The organism is Bifidobacterium sp. LH_230 (genome assembly GCF_056357555.1).
On the sequence record NZ_JBKEWJ010000008.1, the window covers coordinates 57,148 to 79,267 of the forward strand.

Consider the following 22,120-nt stretch of genomic DNA (forward strand, 5'->3'; position numbering starts at 1 on the left):
TTCGGCATATGCAGTGATGGCCGTCGGCCACGAATCATCGCAATTCGTGGCCGACGGCCATCACTGCATAAGAGGCATCCCATGCGGGATGAAGCGGCGTGCGCTCAACGTTTGACGGCGATCAGCAACCCGGTGCCGGTGGGCGTGATCGTGGACGTGAACCGTTCGTCCGATTCCACCGTCTCGATCAGTTCACGCATGGCGACGGCCTTGCCGTTGCGGTTCGCCGGATTGAGCACGCCGCCGCTCGTGTCCTGCCCGTCCAAGGCCAGCACATCGGTGAACACGACCGTGCCGTGCGCGCGCAGCAGACGCGGCGCCTGGGCGAATGTGGCGGCATAGTTCGCCGCATCGCCGGCGACGACGATCAGATCGTAATCGTCGCCGTTCAGCCGCGGCAGGAACACGCCGGCCGGCGCGTTCACGGCACGCAGTTTGGTCGCGGTGCCGTCCGCCAGCGAGGCGAACAGCGAGCGGATCAATACGATGCCCTGCTCCGAGGAATCCACGGCCGTCAGCTGGCCGGCCCCGTTTAGACCGTTGATCAGCTGCATCGTCTCCACGATCGAACCGGTGCCGACGACGATCACCGAGGAAGCGTCGGTCACATGCACGAGCGTGGCCAGCAATTCGGCCTGCGCGGCGGACCCTTGCGAGAATCCCGCCTCCTCGGCACGCATACGGGCCGCCTGCAGGGCCTCCGTCTGGCGCGCGAGCGCATGGTTCTCGGCAAACTCCCACGTTTTGGCGAGATTCGTGTACGACGTCCTATCCATAACCACCTACTGTAATCGGTACGTTCCGAATGATTGCCGGAACTCAGCGTTCCTTGACCTTGGCCACGATCTGCCACATCTCCTCGCCGACGTCGATGCCGCGCGGGCATTGACGGGAACACGCGCGCACCGACTGGCATGCGGCCACGCCGTCCGCCGTGTCGATCGCGTCGAGACGCGCCGCCGTGGCCGTGTCACGCGAATCATTGACGAACCTGGAGGCCGCGATCAGCGCGGCCGGTCCGATGAACGCGTCGCCGCCGGCGAACACCGGGCAGCTGCCCTCGCACACGCCGCACGCGATGCAGTTCGTCAGCATCTCGTACTTGGCCAGCTGCTGCGGGTTCTGCAGGTATTCGAACACGTCCACCTTGCCGTCATGCGTGGTGGCGAGCACGCCGTCTGCCTGAAGATACGGCTTGAGCTTGCGGATCTGGTCGAGCATCGGATCGATGTCGGCGATCAGATCGCGCTGCACGGCGAATCCGGGAAGCGGCGACAATTCGATGACGCCAAGACCATCCGATACGTCGGCGGCGTCCGCGGCATCATCGGCGTCCACGGACACGTCGCCGGTATGACGGAACCCCTCGTCATCCGTATGCGACAGCATGGTCGGCCGTTGCGCCCAATCCTTGACGCTGGCGGTGCACAGCAGGGTCGGCGTGCCGTTGATCGCGACGGCGTCCGATCCGCACATGCCGTGCCCGCACGAATACCGGAAGGCGAGCGTCGGGTCGACGGTGCGTTTGATCGTCAGCAGACAGTCCAGCACCGTGTCCTCCGGGCGGACGGACAGCGTGTAATCCTGCGTCCATTGCTTGCCGCGCGGGCGACGGTTGCGGGACGCCCCGCCGCCGAACGGGGAGCCGCCCTTCTTGGCGAACGGGCTGCCGCCGCGCGCGCCGCGGTCGCGTTCGGGGCGCGGCGTGAATCTGTTCACCCGCAACGTCACCGTGGTCAGCGCATCGTCCATGCCGCTCATATTGCCTCCCTCAACACCAGAAACGACATCATATTGTGCCATAAGCCGTGGCCGTCAGTATGCGCGCGCCTTGGGCGGGTAGTCGACGATATGCACCGGCTGCCAGAGGATGTCGCCTGTGGCCGAGGCCATCGAATGGGCGAGGAACCGCTCGTCGTCGCGTTCGGGGAAGTCGAGCCGTTTGAGCGAACCGCGAGACTCATGTCGCGCGTCGGAGGCTGCGAGCACCGCGTCCGCGAGCGCGACCAGATGACGAGCCTCCCAGATCGCGGTGATCTCCTGATTGAACGCCGCGGTGTCGCTGTGCGCGTGCAGGGCGTTCGCGCGGGGCGCCAGCTCGTCATGCAGCTGTGCGCGTGCGGCGGCGATCGTTTCGGCGCTGCACCGCACGGCGAGGGCCTGTTCCATGACACGGCCGAGATCGGCGAGCAGCTGATACGGGTTGTCGTCCGGCGATTCGACCGTTTCGGCGGGGGAGAGCAGTTCGGTGACGTCGTGCTTGCGGCTGTCCGCGATCGTGTCGACCGCCGCGGAGCGTTCGTCGTCGCTCGTGTCGGATTCGTCGGCCATCGGGTCATCCACGGGATGCTCGGCGATGCGTTCGGCCAAGGCCAGTCCCGCCCGGTTGCCGAACAGGCATGCGTCGAGCAGCGAGTTGCCGCCGAGCCGGTTCGCGCCGTGCACGGACACGCAGGAACATTCGCCGGCGGCGAACAGTCCGTCGACGATCATGCGTTGCCGGCTCTCGCCATCCTGCGTCCAACGGTACACTTCGCCGTCGGTGGTGATCGGGATGCCGCCCATCGTGTAGTGCGCGGTCGGCTTGACCGGCACCCACTGGTCGGCCGGATCGATGTCCGCATATTTGCGGATCGTTTCGACCACCTGGGGCAGCACGGATTCCATATGGTCGCGGTCGATGCCGGTCATGTCCAGCCACACGCAGTCCTTCGGCCCGTCCGGGTCCTTCGGGTCGGCGACACCGCGTCCCGCGTCGATTTCGGCCATGATCGAACGGCTCACCACGTCGCGTGCGGCCAGATCGCGATGCTCGGGCGCATAGTCGGCCATGAACGCGTCGCCGTTCGCATTGCGCAGCACGCCTCCTTCGGCGCGTGCGGCCTCCGACAGGAGGATGCCGGTGTGCGCCAGCCCGGTCGGATGGAACTGGATGAATTCGGCGTCCTCCAACTGCAATCCGGCGGCGAGGGCGAGCGCCATGCCGTCGCCGGTCAGATCCCACGAATTCGAGGTCGTATGGAACAGGCGGCCGGCGCCTCCGGTGGCGAACAGCACGTTGCGCGCATGAACCGCGTGCAACGTGCCCGCATGCGTGTCGTAGGCGACCACGCCGGCGACCGCGCGGCCGTCATCGGCGAGCGCCAGATCGGTCACATACCATTCCTCGGCGAATTCGACGCCGGCCGCGACGCACTGCTGCCATAGCGAATGCAGGATCTGATGACCTACACGGTCGGCCGCATAGGCGGCGCGGCGCACCGGCTCCTTGCCGAAGTCGCGCGTGTGACCGCCGAAGCGGCGTTGCGCGATATGCCCGTCGTCGGTGCGCGAGAACGCCACGCCGTCGCGTTCCAGGTTGATCACCGTCTGCGGCGCGTATTCGGCAAGCAGCTTCGCCGCATCCTGATCGACCAGCCAGTCGCCGCCCTTGATCGTGTCGTAGTAATGCCAATGCCAGTCGTCGGCCTCCACATTGCCCAGGCTGGCGGCGATGCCGCCTTCGGCCGAACCGGTATGCGAACGCAGCGGCTGCAGTTTCGAGATCACCAGGATCTTCGGCTCGATGCCGGCCTCGCTCAGGGTGCGCATATGGTCGGAACGCAACGCTCCCAACGCCGCTGACAGTCCGGCCGCGCCGGCTCCGACGATCACCGCATCATACATGTCTTCGATATGCTTCGGACTCATACCCTTGATTGTCGGGAGACGTCGGGACGAACGCGCGATAATGGGGCGTATGACAGGAACGTTCAATCAGCGGGTGTATGCCGTGGTACGGCGCATCCCGCGCGGCATGGTCGCGACCTACGGGCAGGTCGCGGCGTTGGCCGGCAATCCGCGCAACGCACGGTTCGTCGGATTCGCATTGCACGCCAATCCCGAACCCGGCGTGATCCCATGCCACCGCGTCGTGTTCCGCGACGGTTCGCTCGCACCCGGCTTCGCGTTCGGAGGCCCGGACGAGCAGCGCATGCTGCTCGAAGAGGAAGGCGTGCCGTTCCTCCCGCCGAAACCGGACGGTAATGCGGGAGACGCCGGATGGCGCGTGGATCTGGCCCGATGCCAGTGGGATGCCTGAATCCGATTCGCCGTCGGAGTTTCAGTTCTTCCTGACGATCGACACGATGCCCTGCGCGATGGTGATCAGGCCAGCCAGTTCCATACGCCCCAGCGTCGCCAGCACGTCGGGCAACGACATGGCCCCGTCCGTGTATGCGGCGATATGCTCCGCATCCGCCGGCATCCGTTCCTTGCGACAGCGACGGATCGCGGCCAGCAACGTACGCTGACGTACGGCCGATTCATCATCGAGATCGTTCTCCGCCGGCTCCTGCCGGCGCGTGGCGGAACCGGCCTCGGCCTCGACGGGACAGGCATCATGCGATGACGGCTCGCCCGGCGAATCCGGCGCATCGAGAGACATCGCCGGCCGATGCGACAGATGGCAGATCTCCTCGACGTCCTGCGCGCCCATAAGCAGCATCGCCTGCTGGTCGCGAATCAGACGGTTGCACCCCGCGTTATACGGCATGCCCGCATACCCGGGCGCCGCATACAACGCACGATTGAGCTCCACGGCCCAATTCGCGGTGTTCAACGCGCCCGAACGTAATCTGGCCTGCGTGACGATCACCGACGATGCCAACGCCGCGATGATCCGATTGCGCAACAGAAACCGCCGGCCCTCGGGAATCGTATCGGGACACAATTCGCTGACCAGAGCGCCACGCGCCTCAACGATCCGATCGAACAACAGCCGATTGCATTGCGGCCCCGCATGATTCAACCCGCCCGCGAACACCGCCACGGTACGGCCCACGCCATCCGCGTCCCCACCGGACTCCACCGCCGCCAACGCACCCCAATGCGCGGCGGCATCCGCGCCCATCGCACCACCCGACACCACCAGATGACCGGCAGCGGCGATCCTACGGCCCAACTCACGTGCCAACGATCCGCCATACGCGTTCGCATCACGCGAACCGACCACCGCCACCGGACTCGGACAGCTCGTCAACGCACGCGCGTCCCCCACACCCCACAGACACAACGGCGGAGCCCAGTCCTTACGAATAGACAGATCCGCCAACTGAGACGGCCACCACGGACTATGCGCGGCGATCACCCACTGAGATCCACCGGCCGTCAGCCAATCCTCCAACACGCCGGCATCCGACGACGGCAGCAACGCCAGACGAGACAGCCAACGATCCCGCGCAAGATGAAACGAATCCATCATCCGAGCAGTCAAACGCCGCCCCCACCTCACCACGCCACGCGCGAACGCATCATCCAACGCACCGCGCGCAGCGACAGCCAACGACGATTCCCCATCACGCGCATCACGCAACAGACGCACCGTATCGCGCGCGCAACCCACGCCCCTGACCGTCACGCACATGATCGCATCCGCGCCATCCAAGCAAAACGTCAACACGGCACACGCCAACGTCTCCTCATCAACCATCACCCCGACACCTCCCACTCACGTCACCCGAGTACGCAACATGATGCCCTGATTCATCTCATCGACACCCGGCGAAACCCGACCGGACAAATCAGCCAACGTCCACGCCAAACGCAACGCACGATCCGCGCCACGCAGACTCAGCCGCTTCGACTCCAACGCACGGTTCACCACCTCGATCGCCTTCACCGACGTATGCTTATGCAGCCAATCCCCGGACGCCTGAGCATTGCACGACCAATCAAACCCCGCAAACCGCTCACGGGCCGTATTACGGGCAAGAATCACCCGCTGACGCATATCACGACTCGACTCGGACGGCTCCACCGAACCAACCTCAATACGATCCACCGGCGGCACCTCCACCTGAATATCGATCCGATCAAGAATCGGCCCCGACAAACGCGAAAAATACCGCACCCGATCCCGAGCCTTACACGTGCAGCGCTCGCCATTGCCATACGCAAACCCGCACGGACACGGATTCGCCGCCATCACCAGCTGAAACCGCGCCGGAAACAACGCCGTCCCCTTCGAACGAGACAACGACACATACCCCGACTCCAACGGCTCACGCAACGTCTGCAACGTCCGCGTCGAAAACTCAGGCGCCTCATCCATGAACAACACCCCACGATGCGACCTCGTAATCGCACCAGGCTGCGCCACGCCACTGCCGCCACCCACCAGCGACGCCGTCGACGACGAATGATGCGGAGCCTCAAACGGCGGCACATCACTGATCCCATGACGAGGCAGCGTCCCACACAACGACCGAACCGACGCAACCTCCAACTGCTCCAACGGCGTCAACGGACACATGATCCCCGGCAACCGCGACGCCAGCATCGTCTTGCCCGACCCGGGAGGCCCCGTCATCAACACATGATGGCCACCCGCCGCAGCCACCTGCAACGCCCACTTCGTCATCCGCTGACCAACCACCTCGCCCATATCGCCCAACACCGGCGACCCCGACGAATCCTCATCGCACACACGAGCAACCGACGGCGAATCAGACGGCAGCGAATACCGCGCACGCCCACCCATCAGCTCAATCAACTCACCCACATGGCGAATACACGTCACCTCAAGCCCATCAATCAACGACGCCTCATCCTCATTCGCCTTCGGCACAATCAGCCGCCGCATACCCTGATCGCGCGCAAACAGCATAATCGGCAACAACCCATGAATCGGCAGCACCGTGCCATCCAAATTCACCTCGCCAAGCGTGATCGTCCGAGCCAAACCATCCAACGGAATCGCCCCCGCCGCACCCAACACACTCGCCGCAATCGCCAAATCATGCGACGAACCACGCTTCGGCATCGACGCCGGCGACAAATTCACCGTCACCCGCGTCTCCGGCCAACGAAACCCACTCGCCTGACACGCCGACTTCACGCGCTCGCGGGCCTCGCTCAGCGACGCGTCCGGCAATCCGATGATGGAGAAATAGGGGAGTCCCGGCGAAATGAACGCCTGCATCTCGACGAGGAAGGCCCTCAAGCCGAGCAATCCGACCGATGTTGCGCTGCCGATGGCCATGTCAGAACGCCTCCCGGATGTGCTGGAGGGAAGGCGACTGTCCGAGCGGCGCGAGGATGCCGATCACGTCGAACCGTACGCCCCGATGCGGGGTGCGATGCGCCGGGTCCATCAGCCATTGCACGCTGGCCCGGCGCAGATTGGTCTGCTTGTGCGACGTGACCGCCTCCTGCGGGGAGCCGAACCGGGCGGAACGTCGCGTCTTGACCTCCACGAACACCAGAACCCGGTTCGTGTCCAATACGACAAGATCGATCTCCCCGTATCTTGACTGCCAGTTGCGGTCGAGCACGATGCATCCCTGGTCCTGCATCCACAGCGCGGCGATCTGCTCGCCGGCCTTGCCGAGCTGTTTCGTGGTGAGCAGATCCTCGGCCAGATGGTGCGCGAGACGGTTCAGCGCAAGATCCGGCGGCATGCCGTCCATGATGTCGAGCGACGGACGCGTCGCGGATGCCGCCGCTGATGGTGCTGTTGATGCTGTTGTAATGTCCATGACACCAGTGGACCAGATCGCGCGGCTGCACACAAGGAAAACAGGGGGCTGTGGACGCAACCTCGAGTTTCGGGCGTGTTGTGGATAACTCGCTGTGGATAAGGCGTCGAACAGACCGTATCAAACGTTTGACGAAGGGGTAACGTATGCCAAATAATGGCAATTATTGACGTTGTGGACAACCCGAGCCAGCTTCGTGACCGTCGCGGATCGTCCTCGACCGTCACAAACCGGCATCGGCCAGCGAAATATACCCCGGATCGATCAGCGCATCCTTGAGATTGTAGGCGCTGACGGCCTGCGGTTCCGCGCCGATGGTGGGGACGGTCTTGCCATTCACCTTCGACGACGTCAGCGAGGGAATGTCGATGGATTTCAGCTCGACGCCCTTGTTCAGCCGCACGCATGCCTTTGCCGTGTCCGACGCGATCGACAGACGGTCCTCGAACGCGGTCATCCACTGCTGGCCGGAGACGATCTGCGGCATGACGTCCGTATACGCCCCGTATCCGGTGACGATGGGCCAACGGGAGTTGATCTCGTCGAGGGATTTGCTGTCCTTGTCGCCTGACGATGCCGCGTCGCCTGATGTGCCGGACTGATCCTCGGGCGCCTTGATCGGGTCCGGCACCTTCTCGCGTTGCAGGTCCTTCTTGCCGGTGATGTTCTCCACGATGCCGGAAATGGTGATCGACGGGTTGATGTCGGCCGCCGAACCGGTGTATCCGAGATCGTCCAGTTCCTTGACCGCGCCGGCGGCCACGAAATCATTCATCGCGATGATGCCGTCGATACGCGTGTGGACGGTGCCGTGCGAGGTCATGCCCAGACGCTCGCGAAGGGCGTCGCGCGCGTCGCTGTCTTTCGCGCAGGGGAACGTGACGTCCTCCCAGTCGTCATCCGTGGTATTCGCCGTCAACGTCGCGGAAGTGCTGACGGCCTTGCCGCTGGCGAAATACGGTTTCAGCACGGACCACAGTCCCTTGAAGGCGGCCTTGGCGAATGTCGCGCTGGCGTCGGTCGGCTCGTCCCGCGACCCGTCGTCGGTGGAGGGCGTCAGTCCGAGCACGGTACCGACGCCGCCGTCCTGCGAAGAGCGCGGCGTCACCGGTATCAGAACCTCGATGTTCTTGGGATTGTCCTTGCTGACCTTGTCGAGGTCCAGCTTGTTCACCAGTTTCTGGGCCTGGACCTTGCCGATCGACTCGGCGGTGGACATGCGCACGTATAGATTCGGCTGGAAACCCTCGACGGTGCCGGACAGCATGACCACATGCATGCCGTTGTCCTGTGCGAGCTTGAGCGCCGAGACAAGGCGGTTGACCGCTTCTCGCGTGGTGGCGGCCGCATCATCATCCGCATCTGTCGTGTTGTCGGATGCGGACTTATCGGCGCTGATGTGCTGGCTGACGTAGTCGCCGTACTGTCGGACGGCGTCGTCCGCTTCGATCACCGGGGCGACGACCAGCGTGACGGGCGTCGCCTGGCCGGCTGCGGAACCATTGCTCGCCTGTGCCGACGACGAGTCGGACGCGGACACGCGATCAACCACGTAATCCTGGATGTCGCGGCTCTGCTTGTCCAGGCTGTCGGCGTTCGACGTGCTGATGTTCTTCTTCGCCACGCCCTCCTCGCGCAGCGCGGCGGTCAGCGCGGGAACGAATTTCGTCCACTTGTTCAGCGGCGTGTTGCCGGAGATCGTCACGCCGTCGGACGGGGTGAAGATGGCGACGCTGCCGACGGTGGAAGTCTGCGAGGAGGGCTGCTCGCCGGACTGTTCGCTTGCCGCGCACGCCGCCGTGGACAGCGTCATCGCCGCGCACGCGGCCAATGCGACCAGTCTCGACACGAGCGTCCTTGGGGTTGTTCGTGATGTGGTCGTCATGCTTCGCAGGGTCATCGTCCATCCTTTGCGCGTCGCGTGCGGTTCCTGTCTGCCACACGATTCTAGTCGACCGCATGAGAAAAGGTCCTCAACCGCACGGATGATGCGGTCGAGGACCTTGTCGTTTCAGCTGCCCGGCGTGAGGATGCCCTCGAGCCGAAGAGGATCGTCAGTGCAGCGCCTTGGCAAGATTCTCGTCGAGCGCGTTCATGAAGCCCTCGGTGTCGAGCCACGGCTGGTCGGGGCCGATGAGCATCGCGAGGTCCTTGGTCATCTGGCCTCCCTCCACGGTGTCCACGATCACCTTCTCCAACGTTTCGGCGAAGTGGCGCACCTCGGGCGTGCCGTCAAGGTCGGCGCGGTGCTTGAGACCGCCGGTCCACGCGAAGATCGAGGCGATCGGGTTCGTGGAGGTCTTCTCGCCCTTGAGCCAGCGGCGGTAGTGGCGCGTCACCGTGCCGTGTGCGGCCTCGGCCTCCACGGTCTGGCCGTCCGGGGTCATCAGCACCGAGGTCATCAGGCCCAGCGAGCCGAAGCCCTGCGCCACCGAATCGGACTGCACGTCGCCGTCGTAGTTCTTGCACGCCCAGATGTATCCGCCGTGCCACTTGAGCGAGCTGGCCACCATGTCGTCGATCAGGCGGTGCTCGTACGTGAGTCCCTCGGCCTCGAAGCGCTCCTTGTATTCCGTCTCGTACACCTCGGCGAAGATGTCCTTGAACTGGCCGTCGTACGCCTTGAGGATCGTGTTCTTGGTGGACAGGTACACGGGGTAGTGGCGCATCAGGCCATAGTTGAAGCAGGCGCGCGCGAAGCCGCGGATCGAATCGTTCACGTTGTACTGCACCTGCGCCACGCCGCCGTCCGGGCCATAGTCGTAGACGACGTGCTGGATCGGCTCTGAGCCGTCCTCGGGCGTGAACGTGACGGTCAGGCGGCCCGCGCCCGGCACCTTGAAGTCGGTGGCCTTGTACTGGTCGCCGAACGCGTGGCGGGCCACGACGATCGGCTTGGTCCAGCCCGGCACCAGACGCGGCACATTGCTCATGACGATCGGCTCGCGGAAGATCGTGCCGCCCAGAATGTTGCGGATCGTGCCGTTGGGGGACTTCCACATCTTCTTGAGGCCGAACTCCTTGACGCGCGCCTCGTCCGGCGTGATCGTGGCGCACTTGACGCCGACGTGCTCGCGCTGGATCGCATGCGCCGCGTCGATGGTGACCTGGTCGTCGGTGGCGTCGCGGTTCTCGATGCCCAGATCGTAATAGTCGAGATTCACATCCAGATAGGGCAGGATCAGCCGGTCCTTGATGTCCTTCCAGATGACGCGCGTCATTTCGTCGCCGTCGAGTTCGACGACGGTGCCTTCGACCTTGATTTTGGCCATGTTCCCTCCTTGGCGGGGATATCGTGCAGATGCGGATACAATCCCAAGTCATAACGCATGTTTGTAACGGTGCGGTCGGGCCTTCCGAAACGTGGGACCGACGCGTCCGCAGCCGCCGGGACTGTCACGAGCCGGCATTAGCCTTGAAGCCATGTCTCAGGAAATTGAAATCGGATTGGGCAAGAAGGGCCGTCTGGCCTATTCGCTCGACGACGTAGCCATTGTTCCCTCCCGCCGCACCCGCGACCCCGAGGACGTGTCCACCGGTTGGCAGGTGGACGCCTACGAGTTCGACGTGCCGGTGATCGGCGCGCCGATGGACTCGGTCACCAGCCCGGCCACGGCCATCGCGATGGGCAAGCTCGGCGCGCTCGGCGTGCTCGACCTCGAAGGCCTGTGGACCCGCTATGAGGACCCCGAACCGCTGCTGGCCGAGATCGCCGATCTGCCGGCCGACAAGGCGACCGCCCGCATCCAGGAGATCTATGCGGAGCCGGTCAAGCCGGAGCTCATCACCGCTCGTCTGCACGAGATCCGCGACGCCGGCGTGACCGTCGCCGGCGCGCTCTCGCCGCAGCGCACCCAGCAGTTCTATTCGACCGTGGTCGATGCGGGCGTCGACCTGTTCGTGATCCGCGGCACCGTCGTGTCCGCCGAGCACGTCAGCCAGGACCATGAGCCGTTGAACCTCAAGAAGTTCATCTACGACCTCGACGTGCCGGTCATCGTCGGCGGCGCGGCCAACTACACGGCCGCCCTGCATCTGATGCGCACCGGTGCGGCCGGCGTGCTGGTCGGATTCGGCGGCGGCGCCGTGGCGGCCACGCGCAAGACCATCGGCGTGCATGCCCCGATGGCGACGGCCATCGCCGACGTGGCCGAGGCCCGCCGCGACTACATGGACGAGTCGGGCGGCCGTTACGTGCAGGTCATCGCCGACGGCGGCATGGGCGACTCCGGCAGCTTCGTCAAGGCTTTGGCGATGGGCGCGGACGCGGTGATGCTCGGCGCTCCGCTCGCCCGCGCGGTCGAGGCGCCCGGCCACGGCAAGCACTGGGGCTCCGAGGCCCGTCACCAGACGCTGCCGCGTGGCTTCCGCACGGACGTCGGCACGGTGGGCACGCTCGAACAGATCCTGTTCGGACCGAGCCACCAGGCCGACGGCCAGGTGAACTACATCGGTGCGCTGCGCCGCGCGATGGCATCCACCGGCTACGTGGACGTCAAGAACTTCCAGCGCTGCAACGTGGTCGTCACCCCGTACGGACGCTGAGCCGGCGGACGATAGCCGCGCCGTAAGTTATCCACATATCCACAATGGCCTTCCCTCACTCTTGACGGGAAGGCCATTGTGTGTTGAGGTAGGGGGACGGCCGCTCGACGAATGAGCGGCCGGCGGCCGGCACAAACCGACCGTACCAAGAAGAGAAAGAACTCCCCTATAGTGGATAGCCATATTCCTGACTACCATCCGTGGATGCGCGATCCCATCCCGTCCGAAGACGGCTTCCTGCATCTGGAATACTCCGGCAGACCGGTGCCCTACCATATTGCGCGTTGCTTCGACGGGCGGGTGGACTCGCACACCTGCCGCACGCTGGCACTGTCGGCATGCCGTGTCTCGTGCATGTCGATGGACATCGTGCGCGGCCGTCTTCCGTCAAGCAAGTTGCACCGCACCGTCACAGGCCAATGCCTGAGACGGTTGGACACGATGCGCGTTCTGCTGGGGCGGGAGACCGACAGCCGTCTCAAACGGGACCGGCTTCCGTTCCATCCTTTGGGGATATTGCCGGTGGTCCCGCAATCATTGACCGGCATGCTGGTCAGCCCGACACGCATCGAGCTGACCACCCATCTGACCATCGGCTCCGACCATCATTCGGTGAACGTCATCCTGCGGCAGCAGGGCTGCCGATGGATCTGCGTCATGGTCGACGTGGGCTGATCGATACGCGACGGGCCGGTTCAGTCCAGTGGCGCCGAGGGCGCTATAGTATCTGATATGTTGCGTGAATATTCAGTGGATACGATTCGGCCCACAACCGAGAAGGACACCATCTATTCGCTGCTCGCCCATCGCGTCGAGCGCGATCCCGACGAACTGATCGCCCAATGGCAGGACGATGAGACGCGCCAATGGCATGACGTGACCGCCGGTCAGATGGGGCAGCGGGTCCGCCAGATCGCCAAAGGCTTGATGGGTCTCGGTGTCAAGGCCGGCAGCATGGTGCTCATCTATTCGGCCACCTGCTATGAATGGGGCGTCGTCGATTTCGCATGCGCCGCGATCGGTGCGGTCAGCGTTCCCGTGTACGAAACGGATTCGGCCAAGCAGGCCGCGACCATCGTCGAGGACGTCGATCCGGTCATCGCCTTCGCCGGCGACTACGCGCACGCGCAGATCCTCGACCAGATCCGCGACGGTCGAGACGGCTTAAAGTACGTGTTCAACTTCAAGTCGTCGGGGCTGGATGCGGTGGCCGACTTCGGCGAGTCCGTGTCGGACGAGGAACTCGACGCGGCCATAGCACGGGTCAAGGCGGACGACATGGCCACGATCGTGTACACGTCGGGTTCCACCGGCAAGCCGAAGGGCGCGATGCTCTCGCACCGCAACTTCACCCACACGGTGCTCAACGGCTACGAGGTGCTCAACGACATGCTCTACCAGCCGAGCCGTCTGCTGCTGTTCCTGCCCCTGGCGCACTGCTTCGCCCGTTACATCCAGTACGTGGCGATCGGATCGAACGGCGTGGTCGGCTACATCCCGGGCGCCAAGCACCTGCTGTCCGATCTGCGCAGCTTCAAGCCGACCTATCTGCTCGGCGTGCCGCGCGTGTTCGAGAAGGTCTACAACGCGGCCTCGCAGAAGGCCGGCAACGGCATTCAGGGCCGGGTGTTCGCCAAGGCGGTCGCGCATTTCGTCCAATGGTCGAAGGACGAGCAGGACAGCGGCAGGCACTCCGTCAAGGCGCGCATCGAGCATGCGTTCTACATGAAGACGGTCGGCGCGTCGATCCGTTCCGCCCTCGGCCCGAACCTCAAGTACCTCGCCTGCGGCGGCGCTCCGCTCAACGTCGATCTGGCGCATTTCTTCAATGGCCTCGACGGCATCACGTTCATCCAAGGCTATGGCATGACCGAAACGGCCGCGCCATGCATGGTCAACTTCCAGGATTCCAACCGCGTCGGATCGGTGGGCCACCCGGGCTGCGCCGAGGTGAGGCTGGCCGACGACGACGAACTGCTCATCCGCGGCGAAAGCGTGTTCCTCGGCTACTACAAGCAGCCCGAACTCACCAAGGAGGTGCTCGAACCGGACGGATGGCTGCACACCGGCGATCTCGCGAAGATCGACGACGACGGGTTCATCTACATCACCGGCCGCAAGAAGGACATCATCATCACCGCCGGCGGCAAGAACATCAGCCCCGCGCCGATGGAGGACACGATCGGCACCTGCCCGATCGTCTCGCACGCCGTCGTGGTCGGCGACGGCAAGCCGTTCGTCTCCGCGCTCATCGAACTCGATCCGGACATGACCAGGTCGTGGCTCGAATCCCAAGGGCTCGACCCGGACATGCCGCTCGAGGAAGTCGCCCAGTCGGATGCTGTCCGCGCGTTCATCCAGCAGTACATCGACCAGGCGAACAGCAACGTGTCCCGCGCCGAATCGGTGCGCAAGTTCGCGATCCTCGACGATACGTTCAGCCAGGACAAAGGCACGCTGACCGCCAGCATGAAGGTCGTACGGCCGAAGGTGCTCCAGCGCTACGCCGACGTCATCGAAAACGTGATCTACACGTCCAAGTCCCCGGCTCGCCCGCTGCCCAAGACCGTGCAGATCCTCGACCGGACAACCGAGACGGTCAAGCAGGCGTCCGAAAGCGTCAAGCAGGCGTCCGAGAACGTCACGCCGATGGTTCGCCAGGCATTTGATACCATGCAGGACAGGATCAAGCGGCAGCAGACCGAGCCCGCGCAGGAATCCGAAGCGGACGAGTCCGCGGACGGATCGGAAGACAAGTCGGCCGCAGACACCGAACACCAGGAGTAACACAGTGACCATTCGAGACATCAGAGTCGTTCCCGATCCCGTGCTGCGCACCCCGTGCGACGAGATCACGTCCATCACGCCGGCGGTGCGCCGTCTGGTCGAGGACCTGCTGGAAACCGTCGACGACCCGGGCCGCGCCGGTCTGTCCGCCAACCAGATCGGCGTCAGCCTGCGTGCGTTCTCGTACAACATCGAAGGCAAGATCGGATACATCCTCAACCCGGTGATGGAGGAGCAGCGCGGCGAACAGTACGGCGACGAAGGATGCCTGTCGGTTCCCGGACTGTGGTACAAGACGCGGCGCGCCGACTATGCGCGGGTGCGCGGCATCGATCTGGACGGCAACGAGGTCGTGCTCGAAGGCAGCGGACTGATGGGCCGCATGCTGCAGCACGAGTGCGATCACCTCGACGGGCATGTCTATCTCGACCGGCTCGAGAAGGAGGAGCGCCGCGAGGCGATGCGCTACATGCGCAACCACACGAAGTAGCCCGCTGGCCTCGCATCGTTCGCAACGTGTCGCGGCCGCCCACCACGTCAGGGCGGCCGCGACACGTTGTTGTATACGGCATGTAATATCCTGAAACCTTGTGTGCCATCCGGCAACGATCGCAGTCGCAGGCGGTCCGAGCCAACCAACTGTTGTCAACCGGCACACACCATATCGCGCCATGTCCGCGACGACCTGTGTCGGTCGGCCAAGCCCGCAAGGGCGACGCTGCACGCAGGTGCGCATGGCCAGGCAATAACCGACAAGAAAGGTAGTGCATCATGGCACAGATCACCATGAGCGAAATGCTCAAGGCCGGCCTCCACTTCGGCCACCAGACCCGTCGTTGGAACCCGAAGATGAAGCAGTTCATCCTCACCCAGCGCAACGGCATCCACATCATCAACCTGTTCAAGTCGCTCGACATGATCGACAAGGCGTACGACTTCATCAAGACCACGGTCGCCCACAACGGCACCGTGCTGTTCGTCGGCACCAAGAAGCAGGCCCAGGAAGCCGTCTCGGCCCAGGCCACCCGCGTGAACATGCCGTATGTCTCCGAGCGTTGGCTCGGCGGCATGCTGACCAACTTCCAGACCGTGTCCAAGCGCGTGAGCCGCCTCAAGGAACTCGAGGAGATGGACTTCTCCGACGTGCACGGCTCCGGTCTGACCAAGAAGGAACTGCTGCTGCTCGAGCGCGAAAAGGACAAGCTGTCCAAGCAGCTGGGCGGTATCCGCAACATGACCCGCACCCCTTCCGCGATGTTCGTCGTTGACATCAACAAGGAAGCCCTGGCCGTCGAGGAAGCCCACAAGCTGGGCATCCCGGTCGTGGCCCTCGTCGACACCAACGCCGATCCGGAAGCCGTCGAGTACCCGATCCCGGCCAACGACGACGCCATCCGCGGCATCGAGCTGCTGACCAGCCTCATGGCCGACGCCGTGGCCGAGGGCCTGCTGGAGCGCTCCGGCAAGGCCGCCAAGGCCGAAGGCGAGACCGAGCAGCCGATGGCCGCTTGGGAGAAGGAACTGCTGACCGAGGGCAACGCCGAGCAGGCCGCCCCGGAAGCCGCTCCCGCCGCCGCTGAAGCCGAGGGCGAAGCCCAGGCCTGAGCATCCGTTATGATGGGAGGCGGCAACGTCTCCCATTCATATATGGGAACACATCGAGTCTAGAGGAGACAAACCAATGGCAGCAATCACTGCAGCTCTGATCAAGCAGGTGCGCGAGGACACCGGCGCCGGCATGATGGACGTCAAGAAGGCCCTGACCGAGGCCGAAGGCGACGTGGCCCGCGCCAAGGAGATCATCCGCGCCAAGGGCATCCAGGCCGCCGGCAAGCGCGAAGGCCGCAAGGCCCAGGAAGGCACCATCGCCTCCAAGGTCGTCGAGACCGCGAACGGTGAGACCGGCTACGCCGTCGAGCTGAACTCCGAGACCGACTTCGTGGCCAAGACCCCGAAGTTCGTCGAGTTCGCCGACACCGTGCTCGGCTACGCCGTGGCCGCCGACGCCAACTCCGCCGACGAACTGCTCGAGGCCAAGGCCGAGGACGGCACCGTCAAGGTCGCCATCGAAGAGGCCGCCGCCCTGTTCGGCGAGCACGTCAAGGTCGGCCAGTTCGCCAAGATCTCCGGCGAGCACGTCGAGATCTACGCGCACAAGAAGTCCGCCGAGATGCCGCCGAGCATCGTCGCCATGATCGCCACCGACAAGGCCGGCGCCGCCGTGGCCCACGAGGCCGCCCTGCAGATCTCCGCCATGGGCGCCAAGTGGCTGACCCGCGAGGACGTCCCGGCCGACGTTGTCGAGTCCGAGCGTCGCGTGGCCACCGAGAAGTCCCTGGCCGAGGGCAAGCCGGAGAAGATCGTCCCGAAGATCGTCGAGGGCCGTCTCAACGCCTTCTACAAGGAAGTCGTGCTGCTCGAGCAGCCGTTCGTCAAGGACCCGTCCAAGACCGTCGGCAAGCTGTTCGAGGAAGTCGGCGGCAAGGCCACCGCTTTCGCGCGCATCGAGGTCGGCAAGGGCGAAGAGGACGCCGAGTGATTTAGGCTACATGCCTCATCACACGGCGGCTCACGCTGAACCGCACTGATAAAGACGGACTATGCCAAGACGCATGGTCCGTCTTTTTGCATCTTCATCGGTCTATAGTGGTACCCGGAAATCACCATCCGACCTGTGAAACGACATGAGGGAGCCACATGATAGAGACAACGATGGGGGAGGGCGGCATCACGCCCACCTGCGCCCGACGGGGCTGGCGCAAGAACAGGATCGCCGCGCAGGACGCGTCCAAACGCGTGCTGCTGATGCCGGGCACCGGCTACAACTGCGACCGTCCGCTGCTGTACTACGCGGCGACGGCGTTGATCGAGGACGGCTGGCACGCCGATCGGCTGGACGTGAACGCCGATCTGTCGAAGACGCCGGCGCGACGCATCTTCGCCATGCTGTCCGCGGCGGTGGACCAGTGGCTGGACGACGTGCGTGCCGACGCCGGCGACGGTCCCATGCCGGACGTGTTGATCGTAGGAAAATCGCTGTCCACCTTCATCTATCCTCACGTCGCGCAACTCGGCGTGCCGATGGCATTGCTGACGCCGGTGTTCTCCCCGGCCGATTTCGATCCCGCCCGTTCCGTGATCCCCGTGCCGGGCGATGCGGATTACCAAGCCGGGCACGCTCCCGACCCGCTGATCTGCGCAGGCACCGCCGATCCGCTGTATGACAGCGACCGTGCGCATCGTCTGAGCACGAAGGTCCACGAATACGCCGATGCAAACCATTCGATCGAGATTCCGAGGGACTGGCGCACCTCGATGCGCTATCTTGGCGAGGTGACCGAGAACGTCGTGCGATATGCGCGTTCCGCGACCCTCGGTGACGGCGAAGAACGACCTGCAGACGGGCGCACAAGCCATGAACCGGCGCTGTCGTAGTTTACGGATAATCTGATAGACGGTAAATTTACGGTCCGTCGGACCATGTCGGTTCGCGGGCCGGTTGAAGAAAGGCTGTGTATGACTGGAGAAAACAAGCCTCGCAGAGTGCTGCTCAAGCTGTCCGGCGAAGCGTTCGGCGGCGGCAAGGTCGGCATCGACACGCATGTGGTGCGTCGCATCGCCGAGGAGATCGTGCCCGCCGTCCAGCAGGGCGTGCAGGTCGCGATCGTGACGGGCGGCGGCAACTTCTTCCGCGGCGCCGAATTGCAGCAGGCGGGCATCGACCGTTCCCGCGGCGATTACATGGGCATGCTCGGCACCGTGATGAACTGCCTCGCTCTGCAGGACTTCCTCGAGCAGGAGGGCCAGGCCACCCGAGTGCAGACCGCCATCACGATGGGTCAGGTCGCCGAGCCGTACATTCCGCTCAAGGCCATCCGGCATCTTGAAAAGGGCCGTGTCGTCATCTTCGGCGCCGGCGCCGGCATGCCGTACTTCTCCACCGACACCGTGTCCATCCAGCGTTCCCTGGAAATCCACTGCGACGAGGTCCTCATGGGCAAGAACGGCGTCGACGGCGTGTACACCGCCGACCCGCGCAAGCACCCGGACGCGAAGCGGTTCGCCACGCTCGACTACAACCGCGCACTGGTCGACAACCTCGCCGTCATGGACGCGTCCGCGCTGTCGATGGCGCGCGACAACAAGCAGTGCATCCGCGTGTTCGGCCTCGAAGGCGCCGGCAACGTGACCAAGGCGCTGCTCGGCGAAGGTATCGGCACGCTCGTGTCCGAGGCCGAATCCACGCTGGCCGAGTGACGGCCGCGCGGGCGAACCGGCACCATTCAACGAAGAATCGCGAATAACCAAACCAATCACAAAGGAGCACAATCATGGCTAACCTCGTCGATCAGGCCAAGGACCAGATGAAGAAGACCGTCGAGAACACCAAGGAGAACTTCTCCGGCATCCGTACCGGCCGCGCCAACCCGGCGCTGCTCAACGGCATCACCGTCGAATCCTACGGCATGACCATGCCGCTCAAGTCCGTCGCCACCATCGGCGTTCCGGAACCGCGCACCCTGTCCGTCTCCCCGTTCGACCCGTCGCAGGCCAACGCCGTCGAAAAGGCGCTGCGAGACTCCGACCTCGGCGCGTCCCCGCGCCGTGACGGCAACGTGATCCGTCTGACCATGCCGGAGCTCACCGAGGAACGTCGTAAGGAATACGTCAAGCTCGCCAAGACCAAGTCCGAAGAGGGCAAGGTCGCCGTGCGCAACATCCGCCGCAAGACCAAGGAGACCATCGACAAGGCCGTCAAGGACGGCGACATGGGCGAGGATGAGGGCGATCGTCTGCTCAAGGAACTCGACAAGGTCACCAAGCAGGTCACCGACGAACTCGATGCGCTGCTCGAGACCAAGCAGAAGGAGATCATGGAGGTCTGACACCTCCCTGCGAGGGGCCGCCCAGATCGTTACGAGCAGCCCCTCACCATTGGACGATGCACGGCGAGAAAGAAAACCGAACGATGGAAACCCGCGAACAACGAGAGCATGAAGCCGAAGAGGCGATCGATGCGATCAACAAGAAGACCGGTCGCAACATGCCGCAGGCAATCGGCACCGCGGTCGTATTGATCGCGATCATCCTTGCGTGTCTGCTCATCAGCATTGACCTGTTCATGGCGTTGCTGGTCGTGTTCATGATTCTTGCCTTGTGGGAGCTGCGAGTGGATTTCGCCACCGCCGGACTGCATATCCCGGTGGTGATGCTGTGGATCTGCTCGACCGTGACGTTGACGGCCGCATATTACAGCCCGTACCATATCGTCACCATGGCGATCTGCGTTATGGTGTCGGCCATTCTTGTCGCGTTGTCCGCCAGCGCCAAGATCAGCATCGGCACCAGACTGTCCACGGCCGTCGCCAGCAAACTCGCCAATACCGATGCCGCCGCACGACTCGAATCCTCCTTCAATCACGAAGGCGGCGAGCAGCATCACAGCCGGCTCAGCCACGTGGCGGTATCCCTGTTCACGCTGCTGTATATTCCCGTGCTCGGCTCATGCCTGGTCATCCCGTTGACGTTCAACGGGCACCCCGTCTCCCACGCGATCATGCTGGTGTTCCTGCCGGCGTTGAGCGATACGGGCGGACTGTTCGCCGGCGCATGGTTCGGCAAACATAAGCTCAGCCCACGCATTTCTCCCAAGAAGTCGGTCGAAGGTCTGGTCGGTTCCATGCTGTTCGCGATGGCCGGAGCGTTCGCCGTCTTCGCCTGCACCTATGACGCATCGCTGTGGGCGACCCGCTGGTGGGTTCCGATCATCGCCGGCATCATGATCGGTGTCGTCGGCACGTTCGGCGATCTGTGCGCGTCCATGCTCAAACGCGATATCGGCATCAAGGATATGGGCCATCTGCTTAAAGGGCACGGCGGCGTCATGGATCGTGTCGATTCGATCCTGATGTCCGCGCCGTTCACCTGCGTCCTGCTGTGGGCCACGGGCCTGTGAGCCATCCGTGTGAACAGTGAACATACGTAGCAATGCCATTTCAGCCTTGCGACTGGAATGGCATTGTTCATGATAAGGGGATTGCAATGACCAACGAACATGACGAATCGCCGGAAACCGGCATCACTCCGGGAGGCACTTCCGGGGCGTTCCGCGACGTGTTGTCCAAGGACCATGCGCGTCGCGGCAAGCCGCCGCTGCATTTCGCGGACATGACGCCGGACCAGCGCGTCGACAAGGCCAAGGAACTCGGTCTGCCGAAATTCCGGGTCAAGCAGCTGGCCAACCACTATTACGGCCATTTCGACGTGAACGCCGAGGAATTCACCGATTTCCCCGCAGCGCGCCGCGCCGACGCCGCCGAAGCGTTCTTTCCGGAACTGATCCACGAGGTCACCCGTCAGGTGGCCGACAACGGCACCACCATCAAAACCCTGTGGCGCCTGTTCGACGGATCACACATCGAATCGGTGCTCATGCGATACCCGACCCGCACCACCCTGTGCATCTCCAGCCAGGTCGGCTGCGGCATGGGATGCCCGTTCTGCGCCACCGGCAAACTTGGTCTCACCCGCAACATGTCGGCCGGCGAGATCCTCGAACAGGTGCGCGTCGCCGCCCGTATGATGCGCGACGGCGAAGTCGCCGGCGGTCCGGGACGCCTGAGCAACATCGTGTTCATGGGTATGGGCGAGCCGATGGGCAACTATAACTCGGTACTGTCCGCCGTACGCCAGATCAGCGCCATGCCGCCGGAAGGATTCGGCATCTCCGCACGCAACATCACCGTGTCCACCGTGGGCGTCGTCCCCGGCATCAAGAAACTCACCGCCGAAGGCATCCCGGTCCGTCTGGCCGTCTCCCTGCACGCGCCCAGCGACGAACTGCGCGACGAACTCGTGCCGATGAACAGACGATTCAACACCACGCAGGTGCTGGACGCCGCGCATGACTACTATCTGGCCACCAAACGCCGGGTGAGCATCGAATACGCGCTCATGCGCGGCATCAACGACCAGGCGGAACACGCGAAGCTGCTGGCCAAGCGGCTCAACCATTACGGTGACGACTGGGTGCATGTCAACCCCATTCCGCTCAACCCGATCGAAGGCTCCCGCTGGACCGCATCCAAGCCGGAGGACGAACAGCGCTTCCTCGACATCCTCCATGCCGCAGGCATCACGGCGACCCTGCGCGACACGCGCGGCCAGGACATCGACGGCGCCTGCGGCCAGCTCGCCGCGAAGACCAGGGAAGCGTTCGGCCAACAGGCGGCATAATGCTCGTCACACCGCGGTCGGGGGAAAGGTCCCAT

At 64.1% G+C, this 22,120-nt stretch carries 20 protein-coding genes; 12 read left to right on the top strand and 8 right to left on the bottom strand.

Annotated elements, in window-relative coordinates; translation table 11 throughout:
• Nucleotides 1-104: 104 nt before the first annotated feature.
• From AC1A0G_RS05415 to AC1A0G_RS05425, 3 genes are read right to left on the bottom strand one after another with little or no spacing between them, the layout of a single operon-like run.
• The gene (locus tag AC1A0G_RS05415; RefSeq protein WP_476528148.1) at nt 105-776 is read right to left on the bottom strand and encodes an O-methyltransferase; all 672 of its coding nucleotides are present in this window, start codon (nt 774-776) and stop codon (nt 105-107) included.
• A 43-nt stretch (nt 777-819) separates the two neighbouring features.
• The gene (locus AC1A0G_RS05420; RefSeq protein ID WP_476528150.1) at nt 820-1,761 is read right to left on the bottom strand and encodes a succinate dehydrogenase/fumarate reductase iron-sulfur subunit; all 942 of its coding nucleotides are present in this window, start codon (nt 1,759-1,761) and stop codon (nt 820-822) included.
• 54 nt (nt 1,762-1,815) lie between these two features.
• The gene (locus AC1A0G_RS05425) at nt 1,816-3,690 is read right to left on the bottom strand and encodes an FAD-binding protein (protein ID WP_476528151.1); all 1,875 of its coding nucleotides are present in this window, start codon (nt 3,688-3,690) and stop codon (nt 1,816-1,818) included.
• Nucleotides 3,691-3,739: 49 nt separating this feature from the next.
• On the opposite strand from AC1A0G_RS05425, the gene AC1A0G_RS05430 reads away from it, so the two are divergent.
• Nucleotides 3,740-4,081, top strand: coding sequence for an MGMT family protein (locus AC1A0G_RS05430; RefSeq protein ID WP_476528153.1), 342 nt, complete (start codon nt 3,740-3,742; stop codon nt 4,079-4,081).
• Nucleotides 4,082-4,102: 21 nt separating this feature from the next.
• Here the strand turns inward: AC1A0G_RS05430 and AC1A0G_RS05435 are convergent, their stop codons facing one another.
• The 5 genes from AC1A0G_RS05435 to AC1A0G_RS05455 form a co-directional block, all read right to left on the bottom strand.
• On the bottom strand, nt 4,103-5,470 hold the full coding sequence (locus AC1A0G_RS05435) for a DNA-processing protein DprA (protein WP_476528155.1): 1,368 nt from the start codon (nt 5,468-5,470) through the stop codon (nt 4,103-4,105).
• A gap of 18 nt (nt 5,471-5,488) precedes the next feature.
• On the bottom strand, nt 5,489-7,021 hold the full coding sequence (locus tag AC1A0G_RS05440) for a YifB family Mg chelatase-like AAA ATPase (RefSeq protein ID WP_476528157.1): 1,533 nt from the start codon (nt 7,019-7,021) through the stop codon (nt 5,489-5,491).
• Between the two features lies 1 nt (nt 7,022).
• On the bottom strand, nt 7,023-7,448 hold the full coding sequence (locus AC1A0G_RS05445; protein WP_476528226.1) for a YraN family protein: 426 nt from the start codon (nt 7,446-7,448) through the stop codon (nt 7,023-7,025).
• 292 nt (nt 7,449-7,740) lie between these two features.
• Nucleotides 7,741-9,402, bottom strand: a complete 1,662-nt coding sequence (locus AC1A0G_RS05450; protein WP_476528227.1) for a substrate-binding domain-containing protein — start codon at nt 9,400-9,402, stop codon at nt 7,741-7,743.
• Nucleotides 9,403-9,571: 169 nt separating this feature from the next.
• Nucleotides 9,572-10,789, bottom strand: coding sequence for an NADP-dependent isocitrate dehydrogenase (locus AC1A0G_RS05455; RefSeq protein ID WP_476528159.1), 1,218 nt, complete (start codon nt 10,787-10,789; stop codon nt 9,572-9,574).
• Between the two features lie 151 nt (nt 10,790-10,940).
• Here AC1A0G_RS05455 and AC1A0G_RS05460 point away from each other — a divergent pair, with 151 nt between their 5' ends.
• The 11 genes from AC1A0G_RS05460 (at nt 10,941) to rlmN (ending at nt 22,085) form a co-directional block, all read left to right on the top strand.
• Nucleotides 10,941-12,062, top strand: a complete 1,122-nt coding sequence (locus AC1A0G_RS05460) for a GuaB3 family IMP dehydrogenase-related protein (protein WP_476528161.1) — start codon at nt 10,941-10,943, stop codon at nt 12,060-12,062.
• 111 nt (nt 12,063-12,173) lie between these two features.
• Entirely contained in the window at nt 12,174-12,737 is a 564-nt protein-coding gene (locus tag AC1A0G_RS05465; protein ID WP_476528162.1) for a hypothetical protein, read from the top strand.
• A gap of 57 nt (nt 12,738-12,794) precedes the next feature.
• Nucleotides 12,795-14,849: an AMP-dependent synthetase/ligase gene (locus AC1A0G_RS05470; RefSeq protein WP_476528163.1), complete on the top strand. Its 2,055-nt coding sequence runs from the start codon at nt 12,795-12,797 to the stop codon at nt 14,847-14,849.
• Nucleotides 14,850-14,853: 4 nt separating this feature from the next.
• On the top strand, nt 14,854-15,339 hold the full coding sequence (locus AC1A0G_RS05475; RefSeq protein WP_476528165.1) for a peptide deformylase: 486 nt from the start codon (nt 14,854-14,856) through the stop codon (nt 15,337-15,339).
• A gap of 281 nt (nt 15,340-15,620) precedes the next feature.
• Nucleotides 15,621-16,454, top strand: a complete 834-nt coding sequence (gene rpsB / locus AC1A0G_RS05480; RefSeq protein ID WP_476528167.1) for a 30S ribosomal protein S2 — start codon at nt 15,621-15,623, stop codon at nt 16,452-16,454.
• 76 nt (nt 16,455-16,530) lie between these two features.
• The gene (gene tsf, locus AC1A0G_RS05485; protein WP_219058880.1) at nt 16,531-17,388 is read left to right on the top strand and encodes a translation elongation factor Ts; all 858 of its coding nucleotides are present in this window, start codon (nt 16,531-16,533) and stop codon (nt 17,386-17,388) included.
• 158 nt (nt 17,389-17,546) lie between these two features.
• Entirely contained in the window at nt 17,547-18,284 is a 738-nt protein-coding gene (locus AC1A0G_RS05490; protein ID WP_476528169.1) for a hypothetical protein, read from the top strand.
• 81 nt (nt 18,285-18,365) lie between these two features.
• Nucleotides 18,366-19,106 (top strand): UMP kinase, encoded by a 741-nt coding sequence (gene pyrH, locus AC1A0G_RS05495; RefSeq protein ID WP_476528171.1) that lies wholly within the window; start codon nt 18,366-18,368, stop codon nt 19,104-19,106.
• A 74-nt stretch (nt 19,107-19,180) separates the two neighbouring features.
• Nucleotides 19,181-19,735, top strand: coding sequence for a ribosome recycling factor (gene frr, locus AC1A0G_RS05500; RefSeq protein ID WP_476528173.1), 555 nt, complete (start codon nt 19,181-19,183; stop codon nt 19,733-19,735).
• An 83-nt stretch (nt 19,736-19,818) separates the two neighbouring features.
• Complete coding sequence (locus AC1A0G_RS05505) at nt 19,819-20,805, top strand: phosphatidate cytidylyltransferase (RefSeq protein WP_476528174.1); 987 nt, start codon at nt 19,819-19,821, stop codon at nt 20,803-20,805.
• Between the two features lie 86 nt (nt 20,806-20,891).
• The gene (gene rlmN, locus AC1A0G_RS05510) at nt 20,892-22,085 is read left to right on the top strand and encodes a dual-specificity RNA methyltransferase RlmN (RefSeq protein ID WP_476528176.1); all 1,194 of its coding nucleotides are present in this window, start codon (nt 20,892-20,894) and stop codon (nt 22,083-22,085) included.
• Nucleotides 22,086-22,120: the final 35 nt, after the last annotated feature.